This is a genomic window from Citrobacter sp. RHB36-C18 (genome assembly GCF_013814485.1).
Lineage (GTDB): Bacteria > Pseudomonadota > Gammaproteobacteria > Enterobacterales > Enterobacteriaceae > Citrobacter > Citrobacter braakii.
In genome coordinates this window covers 1,192,290-1,219,174 of the sequence record NZ_CP057125.1, presented here as the reverse complement: position 1 = coordinate 1,219,174, position 26,885 = coordinate 1,192,290, and the positions used below count along the sequence as shown (strand labels likewise).

General features: G+C 52.1%; 20 protein-coding genes, 1 tRNA gene, 3 rRNA genes and 1 other annotated feature. Of the genes, 13 read left to right on the top strand and 11 right to left on the bottom strand.

Features of this window, described 5'->3' with window-relative positions; translation table 11 throughout:
• Window positions 1-123 precede the first annotated feature (123 nt).
• Entirely contained in the window at window positions 124-1,746 is a 1,623-nt protein-coding gene (gene nadB / locus HVZ52_RS05750; RefSeq protein WP_181598982.1) for an L-aspartate oxidase, read from the top strand.
• On the opposite strand, the gene trmN is transcribed toward nadB, so the two are convergent.
• Window positions 1,731-2,468, bottom strand: a complete 738-nt coding sequence (gene trmN / locus HVZ52_RS05745; protein WP_016154053.1) for a tRNA(1)(Val) (adenine(37)-N(6))-methyltransferase TrmN — start codon at window positions 2,466-2,468, stop codon at window positions 1,731-1,733. The two genes, nadB and trmN, sit on opposite strands and share 16 nt — an antisense overlap.
• Window positions 2,469-2,598: 130 nt before the next feature.
• Here trmN and srmB point away from each other — a divergent pair, with 130 nt between their 5' ends.
• A complete protein-coding gene (gene srmB / locus HVZ52_RS05740; RefSeq protein ID WP_016157176.1) occupies window positions 2,599-3,927 on the top strand; it encodes an ATP-dependent RNA helicase SrmB in 1,329 nt (442 codons plus the stop codon).
• A gap of 112 nt (window positions 3,928-4,039) precedes the next feature.
• On the opposite strand, the gene grcA is transcribed toward srmB, so the two are convergent.
• Complete coding sequence (grcA, locus tag HVZ52_RS05735) at window positions 4,040-4,423, bottom strand: autonomous glycyl radical cofactor GrcA (RefSeq protein WP_003037563.1); 384 nt, start codon at window positions 4,421-4,423, stop codon at window positions 4,040-4,042.
• Window positions 4,424-4,740: 317 nt separating this feature from the next.
• On the opposite strand from grcA, the gene ung reads away from it, so the two are divergent.
• Complete coding sequence (gene ung, locus HVZ52_RS05730; RefSeq protein ID WP_046275239.1) at window positions 4,741-5,430, top strand: uracil-DNA glycosylase; 690 nt, start codon at window positions 4,741-4,743, stop codon at window positions 5,428-5,430.
• 33 nt (window positions 5,431-5,463) lie between these two features.
• On the opposite strand, the gene HVZ52_RS05725 is transcribed toward ung, so the two are convergent.
• On the bottom strand, window positions 5,464-6,543 hold the full coding sequence (locus tag HVZ52_RS05725) for a tRNA/rRNA methyltransferase (protein WP_046275240.1): 1,080 nt from the start codon (window positions 6,541-6,543) through the stop codon (window positions 5,464-5,466).
• A gap of 207 nt (window positions 6,544-6,750) precedes the next feature.
• Between HVZ52_RS05725 and trxC the strand changes: the two genes are divergently transcribed.
• The 5 genes from trxC to HVZ52_RS05700 all read left to right on the top strand — a co-directional run bounded on the left by trxC (window position 6,751) and on the right by HVZ52_RS05700 (window position 12,473).
• On the top strand, window positions 6,751-7,170 hold the full coding sequence (gene trxC / locus HVZ52_RS05720) for a thioredoxin TrxC (protein ID WP_003037559.1): 420 nt from the start codon (window positions 6,751-6,753) through the stop codon (window positions 7,168-7,170).
• Window positions 7,171-7,239: 69 nt separating this feature from the next.
• Entirely contained in the window at window positions 7,240-7,938 is a 699-nt protein-coding gene (gene tapT, locus HVZ52_RS05715; protein WP_016154057.1) for a tRNA-uridine aminocarboxypropyltransferase, read from the top strand.
• Window positions 7,939-7,974: 36 nt separating this feature from the next.
• The gene (pat, locus tag HVZ52_RS05710) at window positions 7,975-10,635 is read left to right on the top strand and encodes a protein lysine acetyltransferase (RefSeq protein ID WP_016157179.1); all 2,661 of its coding nucleotides are present in this window, start codon (window positions 7,975-7,977) and stop codon (window positions 10,633-10,635) included.
• A gap of 114 nt (window positions 10,636-10,749) precedes the next feature.
• Window positions 10,750-12,105 (top strand): CDP-diacylglycerol--serine O-phosphatidyltransferase, encoded by a 1,356-nt coding sequence (gene pssA / locus HVZ52_RS05705; protein ID WP_003835350.1) that lies wholly within the window; start codon window positions 10,750-10,752, stop codon window positions 12,103-12,105.
• A 44-nt stretch (window positions 12,106-12,149) separates the two neighbouring features.
• On the top strand, window positions 12,150-12,473 hold the full coding sequence (locus HVZ52_RS05700; RefSeq protein WP_181598981.1) for a YfiM family lipoprotein: 324 nt from the start codon (window positions 12,150-12,152) through the stop codon (window positions 12,471-12,473).
• On the opposite strand, the gene HVZ52_RS05695 is transcribed toward HVZ52_RS05700, so the two are convergent.
• Window positions 12,470-13,768 (bottom strand): MFS transporter, encoded by a 1,299-nt coding sequence (locus tag HVZ52_RS05695; RefSeq protein WP_181598980.1) that lies wholly within the window; start codon window positions 13,766-13,768, stop codon window positions 12,470-12,472. The two genes, HVZ52_RS05700 and HVZ52_RS05695, sit on opposite strands and share 4 nt — an antisense overlap.
• 141 nt (window positions 13,769-13,909) lie before the next feature.
• Between HVZ52_RS05695 and HVZ52_RS05690 the strand changes: the two genes are divergently transcribed.
• Window positions 13,910-14,050: a hypothetical protein gene (locus HVZ52_RS05690; RefSeq protein ID WP_168188435.1), complete on the top strand. Its 141-nt coding sequence runs from the start codon at window positions 13,910-13,912 to the stop codon at window positions 14,048-14,050.
• Between the two features lies 1 nt (window position 14,051).
• On the opposite strand, the gene rrf is transcribed toward HVZ52_RS05690, so the two are convergent.
• The 7 genes from rrf to rluD form a co-directional block, all read right to left on the bottom strand.
• Window positions 14,052-14,167 (bottom strand): 5S ribosomal RNA (gene rrf / locus HVZ52_RS05685).
• 96 nt (window positions 14,168-14,263) lie between these two features.
• Window positions 14,264-17,170, bottom strand: a 23S ribosomal RNA gene (locus HVZ52_RS05680).
• A gap of 219 nt (window positions 17,171-17,389) precedes the next feature.
• A tRNA-Glu gene (locus tag HVZ52_RS05675) sits at window positions 17,390-17,465 on the bottom strand.
• An 85-nt stretch (window positions 17,466-17,550) separates the two neighbouring features.
• Window positions 17,551-19,092 (bottom strand): 16S ribosomal RNA (locus HVZ52_RS05670).
• Together the 16S, 23S and 5S rRNA genes with 1 tRNA gene alongside form the textbook arrangement of a ribosomal RNA operon.
• A 416-nt stretch (window positions 19,093-19,508) precedes the next feature.
• Complete coding sequence (gene clpB / locus HVZ52_RS05665; protein WP_181598979.1) at window positions 19,509-22,082, bottom strand: ATP-dependent chaperone ClpB; 2,574 nt, start codon at window positions 22,080-22,082, stop codon at window positions 19,509-19,511.
• 129 nt (window positions 22,083-22,211) lie between these two features.
• On the bottom strand, window positions 22,212-22,943 hold the full coding sequence (gene yfiH / locus HVZ52_RS05660; protein ID WP_016154062.1) for a purine nucleoside phosphorylase YfiH: 732 nt from the start codon (window positions 22,941-22,943) through the stop codon (window positions 22,212-22,214).
• Complete coding sequence (rluD, locus tag HVZ52_RS05655; protein WP_016154063.1) at window positions 22,940-23,920, bottom strand: 23S rRNA pseudouridine(1911/1915/1917) synthase RluD; 981 nt, start codon at window positions 23,918-23,920, stop codon at window positions 22,940-22,942. The genes yfiH and rluD overlap by 4 nt, the downstream gene beginning before the upstream one ends.
• Window positions 23,921-24,051: 131 nt before the next feature.
• On the opposite strand from rluD, the gene bamD reads away from it, so the two are divergent.
• The 4 genes from bamD to pheA all read left to right on the top strand — a co-directional run bounded on the left by bamD (window position 24,052) and on the right by pheA (window position 26,807).
• Complete coding sequence (gene bamD, locus HVZ52_RS05650) at window positions 24,052-24,789, top strand: outer membrane protein assembly factor BamD (protein ID WP_016154064.1); 738 nt, start codon at window positions 24,052-24,054, stop codon at window positions 24,787-24,789.
• Between the two features lie 268 nt (window positions 24,790-25,057).
• Window positions 25,058-25,396 (top strand): ribosome-associated translation inhibitor RaiA, encoded by a 339-nt coding sequence (raiA, locus tag HVZ52_RS05645; protein WP_003031244.1) that lies wholly within the window; start codon window positions 25,058-25,060, stop codon window positions 25,394-25,396.
• Window positions 25,397-25,498: 102 nt separating this feature from the next.
• Window positions 25,499-25,624, top strand: a sequence feature (Phe leader region).
• Window positions 25,500-25,547, top strand: a complete 48-nt coding sequence (gene pheL, locus HVZ52_RS05640; protein ID WP_100250063.1) for a pheA operon leader peptide PheL — start codon at window positions 25,500-25,502, stop codon at window positions 25,545-25,547. Its footprint overlaps the feature before it by 48 nt.
• Window positions 25,625-25,646: 22 nt before the next feature.
• A complete protein-coding gene (gene pheA, locus HVZ52_RS05635; RefSeq protein ID WP_181598978.1) occupies window positions 25,647-26,807 on the top strand; it encodes a bifunctional chorismate mutase/prephenate dehydratase in 1,161 nt (386 codons plus the stop codon).
• Window positions 26,808-26,885 lie beyond the last annotated feature (78 nt).

Sequence of the window (26,885 nt, the reverse complement as noted above, 5' to 3'; positions counted from 1 at the left end):
TCGTCCTCGTCATGCTTTTTTTTCATGTTTAGTCACTGCAACACATTTAAAAATAAAACGTGCAGTATCGCGCAATGTGGTGCTATGGTGACCAAACACTGTTTAGTAAATTAAACAAAAATCATGAATACGACTCCTGAATTATCCTGTGACGTGCTGATCATTGGCAGCGGGGCTGCCGGACTCTCACTGGCGCTGCGCCTGGCCGAAAAACATCAGGTTATTGTCCTGAGCAAAGGTCCGGTCAGCGAAGGCTCGACATTTTATGCCCAGGGCGGTATTGCCGCGGTGTTTGATGAAACCGACAGCATCGACTCCCACGTTGAAGATACTCTGATTGCCGGGGCCGGCCTGTGCGATCGCCATGCGGTTGAATTTGTCGCCAGCAATGCCCGCACCTGCGTTCAGTGGCTTATCGATCAGGGCGTCTTATTTGATACGCAGGTTCAGCCCAACGGTGAGGAGAGCTATCACCTGACCCGTGAAGGTGGTCATAGCCATCGACGCATTCTGCACTCTGCGGATGCCACCGGTAAAGAAGTCGAAACCACCCTCGTCAGCCAGGCACAAAATCACCCCAACATACGGGTTCTTGAGCGCAGTAATGCCATCGATCTGATTGTCTCCGATAAAATCGGTCTGCCGGGAACGCGTCGGGTTGTCGGAGCCTGGATCTGGAACCGTAATAAAGAAGCCGTAGAAACCTGCCATGCCAAGTCAGTAGTGTTGGCCACCGGCGGCGCGTCAAAGGTGTACCAATACACCACCAATCCAGATATTTCCTCGGGTGATGGGATTGCGATGGCCTGGCGCGCGGGATGCCGTGTCGCCAATCTGGAATTTAACCAGTTTCACCCGACGGCGCTGTATCATCCGCAGGCGCGCAACTTTCTGCTAACCGAGGCGCTGCGTGGCGAAGGCGCACATCTGAAGCGCCCGGACGGTTCGCGCTTTATGCCCGATTTTGACGAGCGTGGCGAACTGGCTCCCCGCGATATTGTTGCCCGCGCCATCGACCACGAAATGAAGCGCCTGGGCGCTGACTGCATGTTTCTCGACATCAGCCATAAACCGGAAGAATTTGTTCGTCAGCATTTCCCGATGATTTATGAAAAATTGCTGGGACTGGGCATCGATTTGACCAAAGAGCCGGTTCCCATCGTTCCTGCCGCGCACTATACCTGCGGCGGCGTGATGGTGGATGACTTTGGCCGTACAGATGTCGACGGGCTGTATGCGATCGGCGAAGTGAGTTACACCGGCCTGCATGGAGCCAACCGGATGGCGTCAAACTCATTACTGGAGTGCCTGGTTTACGGCTGGTCCGCGGCTGAAGATATCGACAGGCGAATGCCTTATGCTCGCAGCGTCAGCACCCTCCCGGATTGGGATGAAAGCCGGGTAGAAAACCCGGATGAACTGGTTGTGATTCAGCATAACTGGCATGAGCTGCGGCTATTTATGTGGGATTACGTCGGTATCGTGCGCACAACTAAACGTCTGGAGCGCGCCCTGCGCCGTATCACCATGTTGCAACAGGAAATCGACGAGTATTACGCTCATTTCCGCGTGTCGAACAACTTGCTGGAACTGCGCAATCTGGTGCAGGTTGCTGAGCTGATTGTCCGCTGCGCGATGATGCGTAAAGAGAGTCGGGGCCTGCACTATACGCTGGATTATCCAGAACAGCTTCCAGAGGCGGGCCCGTCCATTCTCTCACCGCTAAGTCATCACATGAACAGATAAAACGCCTGGGTCAGCGCCGTGTAACCTTCAGAGTAACGTTGGTCTGGCCCACGGATCACCAGCCTGTCACTAAAGCACTCCCCGGCCTGCGGGGAGAATGCCAGCAGTACCCGATTCGGTAGTCGGGCCTCAGTTTCTGCTACATCCGTGCGCAATCGTAGATGCCAGCCCATGCCCAGTGCCTGCTGGGAAAATGCGTTACCAATCTGTTCGGGCAGCACCACACAGAAAAAACCTTCTTCCGTAATGCTGTCTGCCGCCAGCGTCAGCAATACTTGATGATCGAGCGTGGTGGTGTAGCGAGCCTGCTCGCGCTGCGGCGTGGCACATTCCACTCCCTGTTCATAATAGGGAGGGTTGCTGATGATCAAATCAAAGCGCACGGTCTGGCGCGGTACCCACTGCTGCACATCTTCCGTATGAACGTTCACGCGATGCATCCACGGGGATTGCGCGATGTTCTCCTGCGCCTGCTGCGCGGCATCAACATCAAGCTCCACAGCGTCAATGATGACGTTTTCATCTGTGCGCTGGGCCAGCATCAGCGCCAACAGGCCGCTCCCGGTACCAATATCCAGGATCCGCTTTACGCCAGCAACAGGGGCCCAGGCCCCCAATAAAATGCCGTCCGTTCCGACTTTCATTGCACAACGATCGTGTGCCACAAAAAACTGCTTAAAAGTAAATCCATTACGTCTAAGTACGGATGTAGACTGGGGCATGAAGAACAACCTTCCTGGAAAAAAAACGATAACATAGGATAAAAACAATACCTGAGAAGGTATATCCATACAAACAGATGAAGATTGCAGCCGTAACGTCTATAATCAGCGCCCCACTCAGAGGTAGAACATGACTGTAACGACTTTTTCCGAACTTGAACTCGATGAAAGCCTTCTGGATGCCCTCCAGGAAAAAGGTTTCACTCGCCCGACCGCCATTCAGGCTGCCGCCATTCCGCCTGCGCTCGATGGCCGTGATGTACTCGGTTCTGCGCCGACAGGCACCGGTAAAACGGCGGCATATTTGCTGCCAGCGTTGCAGCACCTGCTCGACTTCCCGCGCAAGAAATCTGGCCCGCCGCGCATTTTGATTTTGACACCGACGCGCGAACTGGCGATGCAGGTTGCCGAACACGCCCGTGAACTGGCGAAGAATACGCATCTGGATATCGCCACGATTACCGGCGGCGTGGCTTACATGAACCACATGGAAGTCTTTAGCGAAAACCAGGACATCGTGGTCGCCACTACCGGTCGTCTGCTGCAGTACATTAAAGAAGAAAACTTTGACTGCCATGCGGTTGAGACACTAATCCTCGATGAAGCAGACCGCATGTTGGACATGGGCTTTGCCCAGGACATCGAGCATATCGCTGGAGAAACCCGCTGGCGTAAGCAAACTATGCTGTTCTCCGCCACGCTGGAAGGCGATGCGATTAAAGATTTTGCTGAGCGTCTGCTGGAGGATCCGGTTGAAGTTTCGGCGGATCCGTCTACCCGCGAACGCAAGAAGATTCATCAGTTTTACTACCGTGCCGATGACATCGAGCACAAAACGGCCCTGCTGATCCATTTGTTAAAACAGCCGGAAGCGACCCGCTCGATTGTTTTTGTACGTAAACGCGAGCGTGTGCACGAGCTGGCAGGCTGGTTGCGCCAGGCGGGCATTAATAACTGCTATCTCGAAGGCGAGATGGTGCAGAACAAACGTAATGAAGCGATCAAACGCCTGACCGATGGTCGTGTGAACGTGCTGGTAGCAACCGACGTTGCCGCTCGTGGGATCGATATTCCTGACGTCAGCCACGTGTTTAACTTCGACATGCCGCGCAGTGGCGATGCCTATCTGCACCGCATTGGCCGTACCGGTCGTGCAGGCCGTAAAGGTACTGCGATCTCTTTGGTTGAAGCCCACGACCATCTGCTGCTCGGCAAAGCGAGCCGCTACATTGACGAGCCACTGAAAGCACGCGTCATCGACGAACTGCGTCCAACCACGCGCGCGCCAAGTGAGAAATCTAACGGTAAGCCATCCAAGAAAGTGCTGGCGAAGCGCGCCGAGCAAAAAGCGAAAGAGAAAGAGAAACCGCGGGTGAAAAAACGTCACCGCGACGCCAAAAATGTCGGCAAACGCCGTAAGCCGAGCGGAGCTGCTACCCAGCAGTCCGACAAAGAGTAAACCGAATGCCGGGCCATTTAGCCCGGCATTTTTTGTGCACAAAAAAGCGGAAGATACGTTGGCATCTTCCGCTTTCAGATTCTCTGCCAGACGGGGTTATTCCCCGTGAGCCTTACAGGCTCTCAGTAAAGGTACGAGCAATAACGTCGCGCTGCTGTTCTGGCGTCAGAGAGTTGAAACGCACGGCATAACCAGAAACACGGATGGTCAACTGCGGATATTTTTCCGGATGCTTAACCGCATCTTCCAGAGTTTCGCGGCGCAGAACGTTCACGTTCAGGTGCTGACCACCTTCCACACGGACTTCCGGCTGTACGTCTACCGGTACTTCACGGTATTCGATCTCACCCAGTTTGCTGACAGCAACGACTTCATCAGCATTGAAACCTGCTTTCGCAACGATGCAGCGTGCTTCGCCTTTTTCGCTGTCCAGCAGCCAGAAAGAGTTCAGCAGGTCGTCGTTTGCAGCTTTAGTAATCTGGATACCTGTAATCATTTGATGCCTCCCCGGCAAAATTATTTGATCTCGGTTGGCCGTCATCCGGCCAATTGGTAAAACCATTGTTGCTTGAGTGTATATATACCCCTCACACATCCTTGAATCTTTGATTTAAATCAATAAAAACCACACATGAAAAGTGGTGATAGGTGGATTTTATTGTTTTACATCAACTTACGCCACATGCGCAGCTAAACTTTTTACATAAATTTTCAACTATCTTTAAGGGGTAGACCCTTGAGAAACGTACAGAATTTTGCGACGCCGAAAGAAGCAGTTAAGCTAGGGGGATTGAAAATTCGCAGGAGAGCGAGATGGCCACCGAATTAACCTGGCACGATGTGCTGGCAGAAGAGAAACAGCAGCCTTATTTTGTTAACACGCTGCATACTGTGGCGGGCGAGCGTCAGTCAGGTATGACAATTTATCCGCCACAAAAAGATGTATTCAACGCTTTTCGCTTTACCGAACTTGGCGACGTGAAAGTCGTCATCCTGGGGCAGGATCCATACCACGGTCCGGGCCAGGCACACGGTCTCGCGTTTTCTGTCCGCCCCGGTATTGCCACCCCGCCCTCGTTGCTGAACATGTACAAAGAGCTGGAAGCAACGATTCCTGGCTTCACACGCCCAACGCACGGATATCTGGAAAGCTGGGCACGCCAGGGTGTGCTGTTACTCAACACCGTGCTTACCGTCCGTGCCGGGCAGGCACATTCGCACGCCAGTCTGGGATGGGAAACATTTACCGATAAAGTCATCAGCCTGATTAACCAACATCGGGAAGGCGTGGTATTCCTGCTCTGGGGTTCACACGCACAAAAGAAAGGTGCGATTATTGATGCGCAGCGTCACCATGTATTGAAAGCGCCGCACCCATCACCGCTCTCTGCGCATCGCGGTTTCTTTGGCTGCAATCATTTTGTACTGGCTAATGAGTGGCTGGAACAGCGAGGTGAAAAGCCGATTGACTGGACGCCGATATTACCAGCAGAAAGCGAGTAAAAAAATGCCAGCGAATCGCTGGCATTTTTATTATCAGGCTTTGTTCTGACGCCACCACTCCGCGAGCAGCACGCCGGTCGCGACAGAAACGTTGAGCGTTTCTACGTTGCCCGTACCGTCTATCGCCACGCACAGGTCGTCGGCTGAGCATGCTGCTTCTGGCAGAGCCTCACGCTCACGCCCTAATACCAGCACCATTTTTTCCGGCAACGTGGTAGTAAACAGCGGCTTGCCTTTCACGCTTGAGGTCATCACTACCGTGTAACCCGCATTACGGAAGTCGTCCAGCACATCGACAATACTGTCACCGGTGATCGGCTGAACGTGCTCAGCTCCGCCTTCAGCGGTGCGGATAGCCGCACCTGATTCCAACAGCGCCGCATCCTGTACCACCACGCCTTTCACACCGAAGTGCGCGCAGCTACGCATCATGCCGCCCAGATTGTGCGGGTTAGCAATGTCTTCCAGGGCCAGCACGCAATCCTGCGCCCCGGCCTGACCAACCCACTGCTTAACAGTGGTACCGTTACGTTTTTTGATCAGGAAACAAACGCCGCCATGGTGTTCAGTGCCGGAGGCTTTCGCCAGCTCGGCTTCGTCAACCACGTGGTAGGCTTTGCGGTTCGCCGCCATCCAGCGTAATGCTTCTTTAAAGCGCGGGGTTACGCTCTGAACAAACCAGGCGCGAACAATAGCGTCCGGACGACTCTGGAACAGAGCCTGACAGGCATTCTCACCGTAAACACGGGTTTCTTCCGCGCGCTGACGACGTAATACTTCAGGATCGATAAAGCTTTTGCCGCTGATACCACCGTGATCGGCTTTGTCTGCTGCATCATCATTCGGTGCGCGGGACACGGTACGCCATGGTGAATCTTCACGTCCACGGTCGCGTTCTACATCGCGGCCACGACCACGTTCACGACCACGTTCGCTGTTCGGACCCTTTCTGTCATCACGGGCAGGGCGACGACCGCCTTCGGCTCGGGAAGTACCGGGGCGACCGCCGCCTTTACCAGTACGTGGATTTTGGGTGCGTTTATCCGAGTCATCGTCACTGCGGACGTACATCACTTTGACCTTGCCGTTTTTATTCTTCAGTTCGTCGCTCATGTTTTTCTCCACCTGCTCTGCGCGAAGCGCGAAGATTACCCGATGTGCACGTCGTTAGCCATTATTTCATTTAAAAGCTAAGGACTATTGTACTCATTGAATAAAACGCATTGTTGTTTAGAACAGACTCCCCGATAATATGTAACATAATAGAAACATACTGGCGTTACTGCCGTGAAGTCCACTCCACTCATCCAGAGGTTAGTTATGAATACCGTTTGTACCAGCTGCCAGGCTATCAACCGCATCCCCGACGATCGTGTCCAGGAAGCGGCTAAATGCGGACGCTGTGGTCACGACCTGTTTGATGGGGAGGTGATCAATGCGACCGGTGAAACACTGGATAAACTGTTAAAAGACGATCTCCCGGTGGTGGTTGATTTTTGGGCCCCCTGGTGTGGTCCATGCCGTAACTTCGCCCCGATTTTTGAAGATGTCGCGGAAGAGCGTAGCGGTAAAGTGCGTTTTGTTAAAGTGAATACAGAAGCCGAGCGTGAACTCAGCGCCCGTTTCGGTATCCGCAGCATCCCGACCATTATGATCTTCAGAAAAGGTGAAATCGTCGACATGCTTAATGGCGCTGTACCTAAAGCCCCGTTTGATAGCTGGCTTAACGAATCATTATAATCTCTACGGGGCGCATCTTGTGCCCCGTTTTCACCTCTGCGACAATAGCGTTTTTCAACGTGTTCTCCCATGACCGATAACGCTGTTCTTCAGTTACGCGCTGAGCGCCTCGCGCGCGCCACGCGCCCTTTCCTTGCCCGAGGTAATCGCATTCGCCGCTGTCAGCGCTGCCTGCTGCCGCTGAAGCTCTGCTTGTGTGCAACGCTGGTGCCGTCTGAGGCCAAAAGCCGCTTTTGTCTGGTGATGTTTGATACCGAGCCGATGAAGCCCAGCAACACGGGACGTTTGATTGCCGATATTTTGCCCGATACCACGGCTTTTCAGTGGTCACGCACCGAACCGCCGCAGGCGTTGCTCGAACTGGTGAAAAATCCGGATTACCAGCCGATGGTTGTATTCCCGGCATCCTATGCGGGCGAAGAGCGTGAAGTGATTTTCGCGCCACCAGCCGGTAAACCACCGTTGTTTATCATGCTTGATGGTACCTGGCCTGAAGCGCGTAAAATGTTCCGCAAAAGCCCGTACCTTGATAACCTGCCGGTGATCTCCGTTGATTTATCGCGACTTTCCGCTTACCACCTGCGTGGCATTCACGCCGAAGGGCAATACTGTACTGCCGAAGTGGCCATTGCGTTGTTGGATCTGGCGGGCGATACGCAAGCCGCGGAGGGGTTGAGCGAACATTTCACTCGCTTTAAAACCCGCTACCTGGCAGGAAAAACTCAACATCAGGGAAGCGTCACAGCAGACTCGCCAGAAAGCGTTTAAAATCATTCGGTCACTGGTGTCATTAAGGAAGCCGATATGAGTCAGCGTGGTCTGGAAGCACTACTGCGACCGAAATCCATTGCGGTGATTGGGGCGTCAATGAAGCCTAATCGCGCAGGTTACCTGATGATGCGTAACCTGCTTGCCGGCGGTTTCAATGGACCTGTTTTACCAGTGACGCCAGCATGGAAAGCGGTGTTGGGCGTCCTGGCCTGGCCCAATATCAACAGCCTGCCTTTTAGCCCAGACCTTGCCGTGTTGTGCACCAATGCCAGCCGCAACCTGGCATTACTCGAAGCGCTTGGCGAGAAAGGCTGTAAAACCTGCATTATTCTTTCAGCTCCCGCATCGCAGCACCTGGAATTGTTGGCCTGCGCCGCACGCTACAACATACGTCTGCTAGGCCCCAACAGCCTGGGACTTCTCGCGCCCTGGCAGGGGCTTAACGCCAGTTTTTCCCCCGTCCCCATCAAGCGCGGTAAGTTGGCATTTATTTCCCAGTCAGCGGCGATTTCCAACACCATTCTGGACTGGGCGCAGCAGCGCGACATGGGTTTTTCCTGGTTTATCGCGCTGGGCGACAGCCTTGATATCGACGTTGATGAACTGCTGGATTACCTGGCGCGCGACAGTAAAACCAGCGCGATATTACTTTATCTCGAACATTTAAGTGATGCCCGGCGCTTTGTCTCCGCCGCCCGTAGCGCCTCGCGCAATAAACCCATTCTGGTGATTAAGAGTGGTCGTAGTCCGGCGGCGCAGCGTTTACTGCATACCAGTGCAGGGATGGACCCTGCGTGGGACGCGGCTATCCAGCGCGCCGGTTTATTACGCGTACAAGACACTCACGAGCTGTTCTCTGCGGTAGAAACCCTGAGCCACATGCGTCCACTGCGCGGCGACAGGCTGATGATCATCAGCAATGGGGCCGCGCCTGCCGCACTGGCATTAGATGAGCTGTGGTCAAAAAATGGTAAGTTGGCGACATTGAGTGAAGATACCTGCCAGAAATTACGCGATGCGTTACCTGAACATATTGATATCGCCAACCCGCTGGACCTGCGTGACGACGCCAGCAGCGAACACTACGTTAAGACGCTGGATATCTTGCTCGCCAGCCAGGATTTCGACGCACTGATGGTAATTCACTCACCCAGCGCAGCCGCCCCGGGAACAGAAAGCGCACAAGCGTTAATCGAGGCGGTAAAACGTCATCCCCGCGGTAAGTTCGTCTCGTTGCTGACCAACTGGTGCGGAGAGTTTTCCTCCCAGGAAGCCCGTAGACTGTTTAGCGAAGCCGGATTACCTACCTACCGCACGCCAGAAGGCACCATCACCGCGTTTATGCATATGGTGGAGTACCGGCGTAACCAGAAGCAACTGCGGGAAACCCCTGCGCTGCCCGACTACCTGACCACCAATACCGCCGAGGCGCATAATCTGTTACAGCAGGCGATTGCTGAAGGAGCAACGTCGCTGGATACCCATGAAGTGCAGCCGATTTTACAAGCCTATGGCTTACACACACTGCCGACGTGGATCGCCAGCGACAGCGCTGAAGCCGTACACATCGCGGAGCAAATCGGTTACCCGGTGGCGCTAAAGCTGCGTTCTCCTGATATTCCACATAAATCAGAAGTTCAGGGGGTAATGCTCTACCTGCGAACGGCAACAGAGGTGCAGCAGGCAGCCAATGCGATTTTTGATCGGGTAAAAATGGCCTGGCCGCAGGCGCGCATTCACGGTTTATTAGTACAAAGTATGGCGAATCGCGCTGGCGCTCAGGAGCTGCGCGTCGTCGTTGAACATGACCCGGTATTTGGCCCGTTGATTATGCTTGGTGAAGGCGGAGTTGAGTGGCGACCAGAAGAGCAAGCCGTGGTGGCGTTGCCGCCATTGAACATGAATCTGGCGCGTTATCTGGTGATCCAGGGGATCAAAAATAAAAAGATCCGCGCTCGCAGCGCATTACGCCCATTGGATATCGCCGGGTTAAGTCAGCTTCTGGTGCAGGTCTCCAATCTGATCGTCGATTGTCCGGAAATTCAGCGTCTGGATATTCATCCGCTGTTGGCCTCCGCCGGTGAATTTACCGCGCTGGATGTCACGCTGGACATTGCCCCTTTCACGGGCGATAACGAAAGCAGGCTGGCTATACGCCCCTACCCCCATCAGCTTGAAGAATGGGTGGAGTTGAAGAACGGCGAGCGTTGCTTGTTCCGCCCTATTTTGCCCGAGGATGAACCTCATCTGCAGCAGTTCATTTCTCAGGTAACAAAAGAAGATCTTTATTATCGCTATTTCAGTGAGATCAACGAATTTACCCACGAAGATTTAGCCAATATGACGCAGATCGACTACGATCGGGAAATGGCCTTTGTTGCGGTACGCTGTAAAAACAATCAGCAAGAGATCCTCGGCGTAACGCGAGCAATCTCGGATCCTGATAACATTGACGCCGAGTTCGCCGTGCTGGTTCGTTCAGATCTCAAAGGGCTTGGACTGGGTCGCCGGTTGATGGAAAAATTAATTGCATATACCCGAGATCACGGACTTAGACGTTTGAATGGTATTACGATGCCAAACAATCGTGGGATGGTCGCCCTGGCCCGGAAACTCGGGTTCGCTGTTGACGTCCAACTCGAAGAGGGAATTGTTGGGCTAACGCTTAATCTGGCCCAATTTGAGGAATCGTGAGTAAGGTACTGGAAATGTTGACCACATTAATAGGTACTGGTGGTATCATTACCCGCTTATGTCGTCTGCATAGCACAGAGGACCCTTCAATGAACAGAGAAGAAATGCACTGTGATGTTGTCAAAATTTAAGCGTAATAAACATCAACAACACCTTGCCCAACTACCCAAGATTTCTCAGTCAGTTGATGATGTAGATTTCTTTTATGCTCCCGCTAATTTCAGGGAGACTCTGCTGGAAAAAATAGCCAGCGCGACGCGACGGATCTGCATTATTGCGCTGTACCTGGAACAGGATGACGGTGGCAAAGGCATACTCGACGCGCTCTATGCGGCAAAACGGCAGCGTCCTGAACTGGATGTCCGGGTGCTTGTCGACTGGCACCGAGCCCAGCGCGGACGTATTGGTGCTGCGGCATCGAATACCAACGCTGACTGGTATTGCCGAATGGCACAAGAAAACCCAGGTATTGATATTCCTGTCTACGGTGTTCCGATTAACACCCGAGAAGCGCTTGGCGTCCTGCATTTTAAAGGCTTTATCATCGATGACAGCGTCCTGTATAGCGGGGCCAGCCTGAATGATGTTTATCTGCATCAGCATGATAAATATCGCTATGACCGTTATCAATTGATTCGCAATGCTCAAATGGCCGATATCATGTTCGATTGGGTCACGCAGAACCTGATGAACGGTCGCGGCGTTAATCGCCTTGATGATATTAATCGCCCTAAAAGCCCGGAAATTAAAAACGACATCCGCCTTTACCGTCAGGAACTGCGCGATGCGTCATTCCATTTTCAGGGTGATGCGGATAATGAACAGCTCTCGGTAACGCCTCTGGTAGGCCTTGGAAAATCCAGTCTGTTAAATAAGACCATTTTCCACCTTATGCCCTGCGCGGAGCACAAGCTCACAATCTGTACCCCTTATTTCAACCTGCCCGCTATACTGGTGCGCAATATCATTCAGTTGCTGCGTGAAGGCAAAAAGGTCGAGATCATTGTCGGTGATAAAACCGCCAACGACTTTTTCATTCCAGAAGATGAGCCATTTAAAATCATCGGCGCGCTGCCCTACCTGTATGAAATTAACCTGCGCCGTTTCCTGAGCAGACTGCAATATTATGTGAATACCGACCAACTGGTCGTGCGCTTATGGAAAGATGATGACAACACCTATCATCTGAAAGGCATGTGGGTTGATGATAAATGGATGCTGCTCACCGGCAACAACCTTAACCCTCGCGCCTGGCGTCTGGATCTGGAAAACGCCATCCTTATCCACGATCCGAAGCAAGAGCTGACTCCCCAGCGCGATAAAGAGCTGGAGCTTATTCGCACGCATACCACCGTCGTTAAGCACTATCGCGACCTGCAAAGCATTGCCGACTATCCAGTCAAAGTGCGTAAGCTCATCCGTCGACTACGCCGTATCCGTATCGACAGATTAATTAGCCGTATTCTGTAACCAAGACCCCGTCCAGTGACGGGGTTTTTCCTATGGAGGCAACGGTGCGCTTGTTTATTCTTTTCAGTATCATGGCCATTTCTGGCTGCAGCCACATGGCAAACGACCGCTGGAGCGGACAAGACAAGGCTCAACACTTTATCGCCTCCGCTATGCTCTCCGCAGTTGGAAACGAATATGCTCAACATCAGGGCAACAGCCGCGATCGCAGCGCGGCTATCGGCCTGATGTTCTCAGTCAGCCTGGGCGCGTCAAAAGAGCTATGGGACAGCCGTCCCGCTGGGAGCGGCTGGAGCTGGAAAGACTTCGCCTGGGATGTTGCAGGTGCGTCTACCGGTTATGCGGTCTGGCAACTGGCACATCACTAGAGGCGCAGACCTTTCCCCTTCCCATGCAGCATCAGCGATACCAAAAATGCGACTATTGCCAGTGCTGTAACGTACCAGAAGAATGTTGTTTCCATACCGACAGACTTCAGGGATAACGCAACATATTCGGCTGAGCCACCAAACAGAGCATTGGCCACCGCATAAGATAATCCAACCCCCAGAGCGCGCACCTGTGCCGGGAACATCTCGGCCTTCAGAATACCGCTGATTGACGTATAGAAACTCACAATCAGCAAGGCACACATCACCAGAGCAAACGCCATATACGAGGACGTCACGCTTTGCAACGCTGTCAGAATGGGGACGGTGAAAATCGCGGCCAACGCGCCAAAACACAGCATTGAAGTACGTCGGCCAATTTTATCTGACAAGGCACCGAACAACGGTTGCACCAGCATAAACACACACAGTGCCGCCGTCATAATCCCACTGGCTACGTTGGCATGCATACCGGCAGTGTTAACCAGGTACTTCTGCATGTAGGTTGTGAACGTGTAAAAACACAGCGAGCCAGCAGCGGTAAAGCCAAGCACCATGATGAAGGCTTTGCGATTACGCCACAGACCTTTCAGAGAACCAGCTTCTTTCAGCGCGCGAACGTCCTGTTTCGAGGTTTCATCCAACTGTCGACGCAGCCATAACGCAACAATAGCCAGTACGGCGCCCAACGCAAATGGAATACGCCAACCCCACGATCTTAGCGCTGAGTCTTCTAACGTTTGCTGTAATATGACCACAACCAGCAGTGCCAGTAACTGCCCGCCGATTAACGTCACGTACTGGAAGGAAGCATAAAAACCTTTCTTCCCTTCAACGGCTACTTCACTCATATAGGTAGCGCTGGTCCCGTATTCACCACCGACAGACAGCCCCTGAAATAACCTAGCCAGCAGCAATAGAGCAGGAGCCCAGGTACCGATGGTTTCATATCCCGGAAGACAAGCGATCACCAGCGATCCCATACACATCATACAAACTGACAGCAGCATCGACTTTTTACGCCCGTGCTTATCCGCGATGCGACCAAACAGCCAGCCGCCAATCGGTCGCATCAGAAAGCCTGCAGCAAAAACTCCGGCTGTTTGTAAGAGTTGCGTGGTGGTGTTTCCTGATGGAAAAAAGATATGAGCAAAATAGAGAGAGCAGAAAGAATAGATATAGAAATCAAACCATTCGACCAGATTCCCTGATGATGCTCCGACAATCGCCCATATACGACGCCGAGTATCGCCGTCTGCCAGCGCCCCGTTCTCAGTTACACTGCTATCAGCCATTAGAATTGTACCCCTGCCAACGATTGCATTAATTTATCAATGGTGGTTGTGTCTTTTTTGGTGAAATAAATGTTATATAATTGTTATAATTTATTATGAGAGAAAGATCACGGTTTTCATTAGCAGAGAAAGGATTCAGATATGTTCGAGAAAGAGAAAAATCGGTTTGAAATAGAGTGGGCTTTTATGGGCTGGATAAAATGGTACGCTGCATCCGGCAGTTCCATTCTCTGCAGACGCAAAAAAGCCCATCCGGCAGGATGGGCTTCTTCACTTATTTGATGCCTGGCAGTTCCCTACTCTCGCATGGGGAGACCCCACACTACCATCGGCGCTACGGCGTTTCACTTCTGAGTTCGGCATGGGGTCAGGTGGGACCACCGCGCTACAGCCGCCAGGCAAATTCTGTCTATCAACACGCTTTTCGCATGTCGATGTCATCTGTAATCAAGCTGAATTTCGATGTCTCTTTCGCCAAAACATCTTCGGCGTTGTAAGGTTAAGCCTCACGGTTCATTAGTATCGGTTAGCTCAACGTATCGCTACGCTTACACACCCGACCTATCAACGTCGTCGTCTTCAACGTTCCTTCAGGACCCTTAAAGGGTCAGGGAGAACTCATCTCGGGGCAAGTTTCGTGCTTAGATGCTTTCAGCACTTATCTCTTCCGCATTTAGCTACCGGGCAATGCCATTGGCATGACAACCCGAACACCAGTGATGCGTCCACTCCGGTCCTCTCGTACTAGGAGCAGCCCCCCTCAATTCTCCAGCGCCCACGGCAGATAGGGACCGAACTGTCTCACGACGTTCTAAACCCAGCTCGCGTACCACTTTAAATGGCGAACAGCCATACCCTTGGGACCTACTTCAGCCCCAGGATGTGATGAGCCGACATCGAGGTGCCAAACACCGCCGTCGATATGAACTCTTGGGCGGTATCAGCCTGTTATCCCCGGAGTACCTTTTATCCGTTGAGCGATGGCCCTTCCATTCAGAACCACCGGATCACTAAGACCTGCTTTCGCACCTGCTCGAGCCGTCACTCTCGCAGTCAAGCTAGCTTATGCCTTTGCACTAACCTCCTGATGTCCGACCAGGATTAGCTAACCTTCGTGCTCCTCCGTTACTCTTTAGGAGGAGACCGCCCCAGTCAAACTACCCACCAGACACTGTCCGCAACCCGGATTACGGGTCTACGTTAGAACACCAGCCATTAAAGGGTGGTATTTCAAGGTTGGCTCCATGCAGACTGGCGTCCACACTTCAAAGCCTCCCACCTATCCTACACATCAAGGACCAGTGTTCAGTGTCAAGCTATAGTAAAGGTTCACGGGGTCTTTCCGTCTTGCCGCGGGTACACTGCATCTTCACAGCGAGTTCAATTTCACTGAGTCTCGGGTGGAGACAGCCTGGCCATCATTACGCCATTCGTGCAGGTCGGAACTTACCCGACAAGGAATTTCGCTACCTTAGGACCGTTATAGTTACGGCCGCCGTTTACCGGGGCTTCGATCAAGAGCTTCTCCTTACGGATAACCCCATCAATTAACCTTCCGGCACCGGGCAGGCGTCACACCGTATACGTCCACTTTCGTGTTTGCACAGTGCTGTGTTTTTAATAAACAGTTGCAGCCAGCTGGTATCTTCGACTGATTTCAGCTCCATGAGTAAATCACTTCACCTACATATCAGCGTGCCTTCTCCCGAAGTTACGGCACCATTTTGCCTAGTTCCTTCACCCGAGTTCTCTCAAGCGCCTTGGTATTCTCTACCTGACCACCTGTGTCGGTTTGGGGTACGATTTTGTGTTACCTGATGCTTAGAGGCTTTTCCTGGAAGCAGGGCATTTGTTACTTCAGCACCGTAGTGCCTCGTCATCACACCTCAGCGTTAACAAGACTCCGGATTTACCTGGAATCTCCGCCTACATGCTTAAACCGGGACAACCGTCGCCCGGCTAACATAGCCTTCTCCGTCCCCCCTTCGCAGTAACACCAAGTACAGGAATATTAACCTGTTTCCCATCGACTACGCCTTTCGGCCTCGCCTTAGGGGTCGACTCACCCTGCCCCGATTAACGTTGGACAGGAACCCTTGGTCTTCCGGCGTGCGGGTTTTTCACCCGCATTATCGTTACTTATGTCAGCATTCGCACTTCTGATACCTCCAGCATGCCTCACAGCACACCTTCAACGGCTTACAGAACGCTCCCCTACCCAACAACACATAGTGTCGCTGCCGCAGCTTCGGTGCATGGTTTAGCCCCGTTACATCTTCCGCGCAGGCCGACTCGACCAGTGAGCTATTACGCTTTCTTTAAATGATGGCTGCTTCTAAGCCAACATCCTGGCTGTCTGTGCCTTCCCACATCGTTTCCCACTTAACCATGACTTTGGGACCTTAGCTGGCGGTCTGGGTTGTTTCCCTCTTCACGACGGACGTTAGCACCCGCCGTGTGTCTCCCGTGATAACATTCTTCGGTATTCGCAGTTTGCATCGGGTTGGTAAGTCGGGATGACCCCCTAGCCGAAACAGTGCTCTACCCCCGAAGATGAGTTCACGAGGCGCTACCTAAATAGCTTTCGGGGAGAACCAGCTATCTCCCGGTTTGATTGGCCTTTCACCCCCAGCCACAAGTCATCCGCTAATTTTTCAACATTAGTCGGTTCGGTCCTCCAGTTAGTGTTACCCAACCTTCAACCTGCCCATGGCTAGATCACCGGGTTTCGGGTCTATACCCTGCAACTTAACGCCCAGTTAAGACTCGGTTTCCCTTCGGCTCCCCTATTCGGTTAACCTTGCTACAGAATATAAGTCGCTGACCCATTATACAAAAGGTACGCAGTCACCCCATAAAGAGGCTCCCACTGCTTGTACGTACACGGTTTCAGGTTCTTTTTCACTCCCCTCGCCGGGGTTCTTTTCGCCTTTCCCTCACGGTACTGGTTCACTATCGGTCAGTCAGGAGTATTTAGCCTTGGAGGATGGTCCCCCCATATTCAGACAGGATACCACGTGTCCCGCCCTACTCTTCGAGTTCACAACACATGCACTTTTGTGTACGGGACTATCACCCTGTACCGTCGGACTTTCCAGACCGTTCCACTACCACACATGCTGATTCAGACTCTGGGCTGCTCCCCGTTCGCTCGCCGCTACTGGGGGAATCTCGGTTGATTTCTTTTCCTCGGGGTACTTAGATGTTTCAGTTCCCCCGGTTCGCTTCATTACGCTATGTATTCACGTAATGATAGTGTGACGAATCACACTGGGTTTCCCCATTCGGAAATCGCCGGTTATAACGGTTCATATCACCTTACCGACGCTTATCGCAGATTAGCACGTCCTTCATCGCCTCTGACTGCCAGGGCATCCACCGTGTACGCTTAGTCGCTTAACCTCACAACCCGAAGATGTTTCGTAAAACACTTCAGTGTTGCGAAAATTTGAGAGACTCGAACACACCGCTTTTCATTTCTTATTACGGAGAAATGAAACAGTGTGTCGTTTCAATTTTCAGCTTGATCCAGATTTTTAAAGAGCAAATATCTCAAACGAGACTCGAAAGTCTGTTTTGAGATACTTCGGTCGGCGACTTTCACTCACACATACCAGCAAGTGGCGTCCCCTAGGGGATTCGAACCCCTGTTACCGCCGTGAAAGGGCGGTGTCCTGGGCCTCTAGACGAAGGGGACACTGAAGTCTCAATCGCAAGACGCCTTGCTATTTACTTTTCATCAGACAATCTGTGTGAGCACTACAAAGGTCGGTTCTTTAAGGTAAGGAGGTGATCCAACCGCAGGTTCCCCTACGGTTACCTTGTTACGACTTCACCCCAGTCATGAATCACAAAGTGGTAAGCGCCCTCCCGAAGGTTAAGCTACCTACTTCTTTTGCAACCCACTCCCATGGTGTGACGGGCGGTGTGTACAAGGCCCGGGAACGTATTCACCGTGGCATTCTGATCCACGATTACTAGCGATTCCGACTTCATGGAGTCGAGTTGCAGACTCCAATCCGGACTACGACATACTTTATGAGGTCCGCTTGCTCTCGCGAGGTCGCTTCTCTTTGTATATGCCATTGTAGCACGTGTGTAGCCCTACTCGTAAGGGCCATGATGACTTGACGTCATCCCCACCTTCCTCCAGTTTATCACTGGCAGTCTCCTTTGAGTTCCCGGCCGGACCGCTGGCAACAAAGGATAAGGGTTGCGCTCGTTGCGGGACTTAACCCAACATTTCACAACACGAGCTGACGACAGCCATGCAGCACCTGTCTCAGAGTTCCCGAAGGCACCAAAGCATCTCTGCTAAGTTCTCTGGATGTCAAGAGTAGGTAAGGTTCTTCGCGTTGCATCGAATTAAACCACATGCTCCACCGCTTGTGCGGGCCCCCGTCAATTCATTTGAGTTTTAACCTTGCGGCCGTACTCCCCAGGCGGTCGACTTAACGCGTTAGCTCCGGAAGCCACGCCTCAAGGGCACAACCTCCAAGTCGACATCGTTTACGGCGTGGACTACCAGGGTATCTAATCCTGTTTGCTCCCCACGCTTTCGCACCTGAGCGTCAGTCTTTGTCCAGGGGGCCGCCTTCGCCACCGGTATTCCTCCAGATCTCTACGCATTTCACCGCTACACCTGGAATTCTACCCCCCTCTACAAGACTCTAGCCTGCCAGTTTCGGATGCAGTTCCCAGGTTGAGCCCGGGGATTTCACATCCGACTTGACAGACCGCCTGCGTGCGCTTTACGCCCAGTAATTCCGATTAACGCTTGCACCCTCCGTATTACCGCGGCTGCTGGCACGGAGTTAGCCGGTGCTTCTTCTGCGAGTAACGTCAATCACTGCGGTTATTAACCACAATGCCTTCCTCCTCGCTGAAAGTACTTTACAACCCGAAGGCCTTCTTCATACACGCGGCATGGCTGCATCAGGCTTGCGCCCATTGTGCAATATTCCCCACTGCTGCCTCCCGTAGGAGTCTGGACCGTGTCTCAGTTCCAGTGTGGCTGGTCATCCTCTCAGACCAGCTAGGGATCGTCGCCTAGGTGAGCCGTTACCCCACCTACTAGCTAATCCCATCTGGGCACATCCGATGGCAAGAGGCCCGAAGGTCCCCCTCTTTGGTCTTGCGACGTTATGCGGTATTAGCTACCGTTTCCAGTAGTTATCCCCCTCCATCGGGCAGTTTCCCAGACATTACTCACCCGTCCGCCACTCGTCACCCAAGGAGCAAGCTCCTCTGTGCTACCGTTCGACTTGCATGTGTTAGGCCTGCCGCCAGCGTTCAATCTGAGCCATGATCAAACTCTTCAATTTAAGTTTGATGCTCGTGAATTAAACTTCGTAATGAATTACGTGTTCACTCAGAGACTTGGTATTCATTTTTCGTCTTGCGACGTTAAGAATCCGTATCTTCGAGTGCCCACACAGATTGTCTGATAAATTGTTAAAGAGCAGTGCCGCTTCGCTTTTTCTCAGCGGCGCGGGGTGTGCATATTACGCCATCCCGCTGGAGAGTCAAGCGTTTATTTTCGCTTTTCTCCGCTGACCCGGCGGTTTGTAATCCGTTGTTCCGTGTCAGTGGAGGCGCATTATAGGGAGTTATTTCAGGCTGACAAGTTAAAAATACAAAAAACTTATCAAGCGACTACTTTTCAACCATTACATTGATTTTTGCTTTGTTTTTAAACAAAAACGAGCCCCGCAGGGCTCGTTTATTGTCGTTTTGTGACTTACTGCACTGCCACAATGCGATCGTCATTCACTTCCAGCCGAATCGTTTTGCCAGGAATCAGCTCACCAGACAGAATTTGCTGCGCCAGCGGGTTTTCGATCTGTTGCTGGATAGCACGTTTGAGTGGACGTGCGCCATACACCGGATCGTAACCATTCGCACTCAGCAGTTTAAGCGCCTCGTCAGAGATATGGATTTCATAGCCACGCTCTTCCAGACGTTTATACAGACGTTGCAGTTGGATCTGTGCAATAGAAGCAATGTGCTGCTCACCCAACGGATGGAATACAACAACTTCATCTATACGATTGATGAATTCCGGGCGGAAATTATGGCTCACGACGCCCAGGACCATATCCTTCATGTGGCCGTAGTCCAGCTCACCGAAGCGTTCCTGAATCAGATCGGACCCCAGGTTCGAGGTCATGATGACAACCGTATTACGGAAGTCGACCGTTCTCCCCTGCCCGTCAGTCAGACGACCATCGTCAAGCACCTGCAACAGAATATTGAACACATCCGGGTGCGCTTTCTCCACTTCATCCAGCAGGATGACAGAGTAAGGACGACGACGTACCGCTTCTGTCAGATATCCACCTTCCTCATAGCCGACATATCCCGGAGGCGCCCCGACCAGACGAGACACCGAGTGTTTCTCCATAAACTCGGACATATCGATACGCACCATGGCATCATCACTGTCGAACATAAAGTTTGCCAGCGCTTTGCACAGTTCAGTTTTACCGACACCGGTTGGGCCGAGGAACAAGAACGAACCAATCGGGCGATTTGGATCGGACAAGCCAGCACGGCTACGACGGATGGCGTTAGAAACGGCTTCCACCGCTTCGTTCTGGCCAATCACGCGGCTGTGCAACTGCTGCTCCATACGCAACAGTTTTTCCCGTTCGCCTTCCAGCATGCGAGCAACCGGGATCCCGGTCCAGCGCGCCAGCACTTCTGCAATTTCTGCATCCGTGACTTTATTACGCAGCAGACGCATGGTTTTGCCTTCAGACTGGGTGGCTGCTTCCAGCTGTTTTTCCAGTTCAGGAATTTTGCCGTACTGCAGTTCAGACATCCGCGCCAGGTCGCCGACACGACGCGCCTGTTCGATGGCGATTTTCGCCTGCTCCAGCTCAGCCTTGATAGTTTGCGTTCCCGAAAGGGATGCTTTTTCAGCTTTCCACTCTTCTTCTAATTCAGAATACTGGCGCTCTTTATCGTCCAGCTCTTCGTTGAGCATATCGAGACGTTTTTTACTCGCCTCATCAGACTCTTTCATTAATGCCTGCTGTTCCAGTTTGAGCTGGATAATACGGCGGTCGAGTCTGTCGAGTTCCTCCGGCTTGGAGTCAATCTGCATACGAATGCTGGATGCCGCCTCATCGATAAGGTCGATAGCTTTGTCCGGCAACTGACGATCGGCAATATAGCGGTGAGACAGCGTAGCTGCCGCAACAATCGCCGGGTCAGTGATCTGCACATGGTGGTGCAGCTCATAACGTTCTTTCAGGCCACGCAGAATCGCGATGGTGTCTTCTACTGAAGGTTCGGCTACAAATACTTTCTGGAAACGACGTTCCAGTGCCGCATCTTTTTCGATGTACTGGCGATATTCATCAAGCGTTGTTGCGCCTACACAGTGCAGTTCCCCGCGTGCCAGCGCAGGTTTCAGCATGTTCCCGGCGTCCATTGCGCCATCGGCTTTACCCGCCCCAACCATGGTATGCAGCTCATCAATAAACAGGATGACATTGCCTTCCTGTTTCGAGAGATCGTTCAGCACGCCTTTTAAGCGTTCTTCAAACTCACCACGATATTTGGCCCCAGCCACCAGCGCGCCCATATCCAGCGCCAGCACACGGCGACCTTTTAAGCCTTCCGGCACTTCACCATTGATAATTCGTTGGGCCAGCCCTTCAACGATGGCCGTTTTACCAACACCTGGTTCGCCGATTAACACCGGGTTATTTTTAGTACGACGCTGCAGTACCTGAATGGTACGGCGAATTTCTTCATCACGCCCGATAACCGGATCGAGTTTGCCCTGCTCGGCACGTTCGGTCAGGTCGACGGTATATTTTTTCAAGGCCTGACGTTGGTCTTCTGCCCCCTGGTCATTCACGCTTTCACCTCCACGCATTTGTTCAATTGCCTGAGTGATATTCGCGGTCGTCGCACCTGCTGATTTTAGTAAATCGGTCAGCGTACCGCGTGACTCAAGCGCCGCCAGTACGAACAGTTCTGACGAAATAAAGTTGTCCCCACGTTTTTGCGCCAGCTTGTCGCAAAGATTCAGTACACGCACCAGATCCTGAGAAGGTTGCACATCACCGCCGGTACCTTCTACCAGCGGCAACCGGCTCAACGCCTGGTCAATGGCTGTACGTAACTGGCCAGCATTAATGCCAGCAGACGTTAATAAAGGACGTACCGATCCCCCTTCCTGATTCAGCAAGGCGCTCATTAGATGAAGTGGTTCGATGAATTGATTGTCGTGCCCCAATGCGAGTGACTGGGCATCGGCAAGAGCAAGCTGGAATTTATTAGTAAGACGATCCAGACGCATAACTCCTCCCATAACAGGTCAAAATTGCTACTGGAGATTAAATGAGGTCATCCCTCAATTATTCAAGGTGAATGACCTGAATTATGTGAAAAGAAAATTACACGTACCGGATCGTCTTGATTCTTTAGGTTATATCAGCCAAATAAAACTTGCCATACGACCCGTGGTATTGTCGCGACGATAAGAGAAGAACGTCTCACTTTCGCTGAAGGTGCAACGGTCGCCACCGTAGATGTTCTCTACTCCGATATTTGCCAGACGCTGACGCGCAAGCTGGTAAATATTCGCCAGATATTTATCACCATGCGGTACAAATGCGAGGTCCGCTTGCGGATCTTTCGCCATGAACGCTGCGCGAACTTCTGCTCCCACTTCAAACGCGTTCGGGCCAATCGCCGGGCCTAGCCAGGCAATAATGTTTTCAGGTTTGTCGGCAAAACACGCCACCGTCTCTTCCAGCACGCCGGCGCATAATCCGCGCCAACCCGCATGTGCCGCCGCGACTTCCGTTCCTGCGCGATTGCAAAACAGCACCGGCAGACAGTCGGCCGTCATCACTGCACACACGGTGCCCGGCGTATTGCTGTAAGAAGCATCCGCACGTTTGGAGGCATAAGGCTCGCCGGTCAGTTTCAGGACATCCTTACCGTGGACCTGCTCCAGCCAGACTGGCTTTGACGGCAGATTGCCCGCAGCAAACAGCCGCTTGCGGTTCTCTTCAACATGCTCCGGGTTGTCGCCGCAATGGGCGCCCAGATTCAGCGAATCATAAGGCGGCATGCTAACACCGCCAATACGGGTAGAACTACACGCAACAACACCTTGCGGTATCGGCCACTGCGGGACAATTAGCTTACTCATAGCCAGGCAATATCATCCTTATGTTCTTCGAAATCAGCGCGCATCACTTCAATCAATTGCACCATATCTTGTGGAATCGGTGCGTGCCATTCCATTTCGATACCTGAAATTGGGTGATATAAACGCAGCATAGTCGCGTGCAGCGCCTGACGATCGAACTTACGCAGCACGGAGATAAATTCGTCAGAAGCGCCTTTCGGTGGACGCGGACGACCGCCGTAGACCTGATCGCCCACCAGCGGATGGGTGATATGCGCCATGTGCACGCGGATCTGGTGCGTACGTCCGGTTTCCAGACGCAGCCGCAGACGCGTGTGCACACGGAAGTGTTCCATAATGCGATAGTGCGTCACCGCCGGTTTCCCCATCGGGTGTACCGCCATGTGCGTACGCTTGGTCGGGTGGCGGCTAATCGGTTCCTCAACGGTTCCGCCTGCCGTCATATGACCAATCGCCACGGCTTCGTACTCACGGGTAATTTCACGCAACTGCAGCGACTCCACCAGACGCGTTTGCGCCGGAACGGTTTTTGCCACCACCATTAATCCGGTCGTGTCTTTATCCAGACGGTGCACGATACCAGCACGTGGAACATCCGCGATTGGCGGGTAGTAATGCAGTAATGCATTCAATACCGTGCCATCAGGATTACCGGCCCCCGGATGCACTACGAGGTCACGGGGTTTGTTGATGACAAGAATATCATCATCTTCATAAACGATATCCAGTGGGATATCCTGAGGTTCAAAACGAACCTCTTCATCAATTTCTGCAGTGATGGAGACGCGCTCTCCACCCAACACTTTTTCTTTCGGTTTATCGCAAAGATTGCCATTTACCAGTACGCGCTGGTCAAGGATCCATTCTTTTATGCGCGATCGCGAATAATCAGGGAACAATTCGGCCAAAGCCTGATCTAAGCGTTGACCGAGCTGATTTTCGGAGACTGTTGCGGTGAGTTCTACTCGTTGTGCCATAAACTGCTTCTTCGTTTAACGTTGGGTTTTACGGCTTTGCCGTTTAATATAGTGTGCTATTGTAGCTGGTCTTAACCGGGAGCAGGAACAGAGAATCTCCCGTAAAACATTTTGAGGAAAGTCAAAACGTCATGACGCGCATGAAATATCTGGTGGCAGCAGCCACGTTGAGCCTGTTTTTGGCGGGTTGCTCTGGTTCAAAGGAAGAGGTGCCCGATAATCCGCCAAATGAAATCTACGCGACTGCTCAGCAAAAGCTGCAGGACGGTAACTGGAAACAGGCAATAACGCAATTAGAAGCGTTGGATAACCGTTATCCATTTGGACCGTATTCTCAGCAGGTGCAATTAGATCTCATCTACGCCTACTACAAAAACGCCGATCTGCCACTTGCTCAGGCTGCCATCGATCGTTTTATTCGTCTTAACCCGACACACCCTAACATTGATTATGTCATGTATATGCGTGGCCTGACCAATATGGCGCTGGATGATAGCGCACTGCAAGGATTCTTTGGTGTTGATCGCAGCGATCGCGATCCGCAACATGCCCGAGCTGCGTTTAATGACTTTTCCAAACTGGTACGTGGCTATCCGAACAGCCAGTACACCACTGACGCCACCAAACGTCTGGTATTCCTGAAAGACCGTCTGGCGAAGTATGAATATTCCGTTGTGGAATACTACACTGCCCGCGGTGCATGGGTTGCCGTGGTAAACCGTGTGGAAGGCATGCTGCGCGACTTCCCGGATACCCAGGCAACACGCAATGCCCTGCCGTTAATGGAAAATGCTTATCGCCAGATGCAGATGAATGCGCAGGCAGAAAAAGTAGCGAAAATCATTGCCGCCAACAGCAGCAATACCTGATTTATCTCAGAATGCAAACGGCAGCCCAAAGGCTGCCGTTTTTTTATCCGTAAACGTCACAACTGAAGCGGTTTAGCTGCAACGCATCTCATCAAATATGGCCTGCTTTCAGGTATTCCTCAAGTAAAAAATCGCTTGTTCCTGCGGTGCCTCACAAAAAGGTTTTCTTGACAAAAAGCGACAAAAAAATGTGATTAATATCACACATTTTGACATTAGGAACGGTATGCTGGAATCACCAAGACGGGAAAGACAAGAGGTAAAATTTATGACAATGAACATTACCAGTAAACAAATGGAAATTACTCCGGCAATTCGCCAGCATGTCGCAGACCGTCTCGCCAAACTCGAAAAATGGCAAACTCATCTGATTAATCCACATATCATTCTGTCTAAGGAGCCGCAGGGTTTCATTGCTGATGCCACCATCAATACACCGAACGGACATCTGGTCGCCAGCGCAAAACACGAGGATATGTACACCGCAATTAACGATTTGATCAACAAGCTGGAACGGCAGCTCAATAAAGTGCAGCACAAAGGCGAAGCCCGTCGTGCAACAACTTCAGTCAAAGACGCCAACTTCGTCGAAGCAGAAGAAGAGTAGTCCCTTACATTGAGTGTATCGCCAACGCGCCTCCGGGCGCGTTTTTTGTTGACAGGGTGAAAACAGTACGGGTACTTTACTGACGTAGCCAAAGGAAAATTACATGAAACTTGTCCCGTTCTTCTTCGCATTCTTTTTTACCTTCCCCTGAATGGGAGGCGTTTCGTCGTGTGATAAAGAATGCGAAGACGAACAATAAGGCCTCCCACAACGGGGGGCCTTTTTTATTGATAACAAGAAAGGCAACACTATGACATCGGAAAACCCATTGCTGGCGCTGCGCGATAAGATCAGCACGCTGGATGAAAAATTACTGGCCCTGCTGGCTGAGCGACGTGGACTGGCCGTAGAAGTTGGCAAAGCTAAGCTGCTTTCGCATCGTCCAGTTCGTGATATCGACCGTGAGCGCGATCTGTTGGACCGACTGATTCAGCTTGGCAAAGCACATCATCTTGATGCTCACTACATCACTCGCCTGTTCCAGCTCATAATCGAAGACTCCGTCCTGACTCAGCAGGCACTGCTCCAGCAGCATCTGAACAAAATTAACCCGCACTCAGCACGCGTTGCTTTCCTTGGGCCAAAAGGGTCATATTCTCATCTTGCCGCACGCCAGTATGCTGCCCGCCATTTTGAACAATTTATAGAAAGCGGCTGCGCGAAATTTGCCGATATCTTTAATCAGGTCGAAACCGGACAAGCTGACTACGCAGTGGTTCCGATTGAAAACACCAGTTCCGGTGGGATTAACGACGTTTACGACCTGCTACAGCACACCAGCCTGTCTATCGTTGGCGAGATGACTATCACGATTGACCACTGCCTACTGGTGTCCGGCACGACAGATCTCGAGACCATTGAAACGGTATATAGCCATCCGCAGCCATTCCAGCAGTGCAGCAAATTCCTGAGTCGTTACCCACACTGGAAGATTGAGTACACCGAAAGCACCTCGGCGGCGATGGAAAAAGTTGCGCAGGCTAACTCACCGCACGTGGCGGCTCTGGGGAGCGAAGCCGGAGGCGTACTATACGGTTTGCAGGTTCTTGAGCATATCGAAGCTAATCAGACGCAAAACATCACCCGCTTCGTGGTACTGGCGCGCAAGGCAATCAATGTTTCCGATCAGGTGCCAGCAAAAACCACGTTGCTGATGGCGACAGGACAACAAGCCGGTGCGCTGGTAGAAGCTCTGCTGGTACTGCGCAACCATAATCTGATTATGACTAAACTGGAGTCACGCCCGATTCACGGCAATCCCTGGGAGGAAATGTTTTATCTTGATATCCAGGCCAACCTGGAATCACCCCAGATGCAAAAAGCATTGAAGGAGTTAGGTGAGATTACGCGCTCGATGAAAGTACTTGGCTGCTATCCAAGTGAGAATGTGGTGCCGGTCGATCCAAGCTAACGTTTGACAATGCCGGATGGCGCTACGCTTATCCGGCATTCTATTTAGCCGATCCTTGTATGACTGATACAACGCATC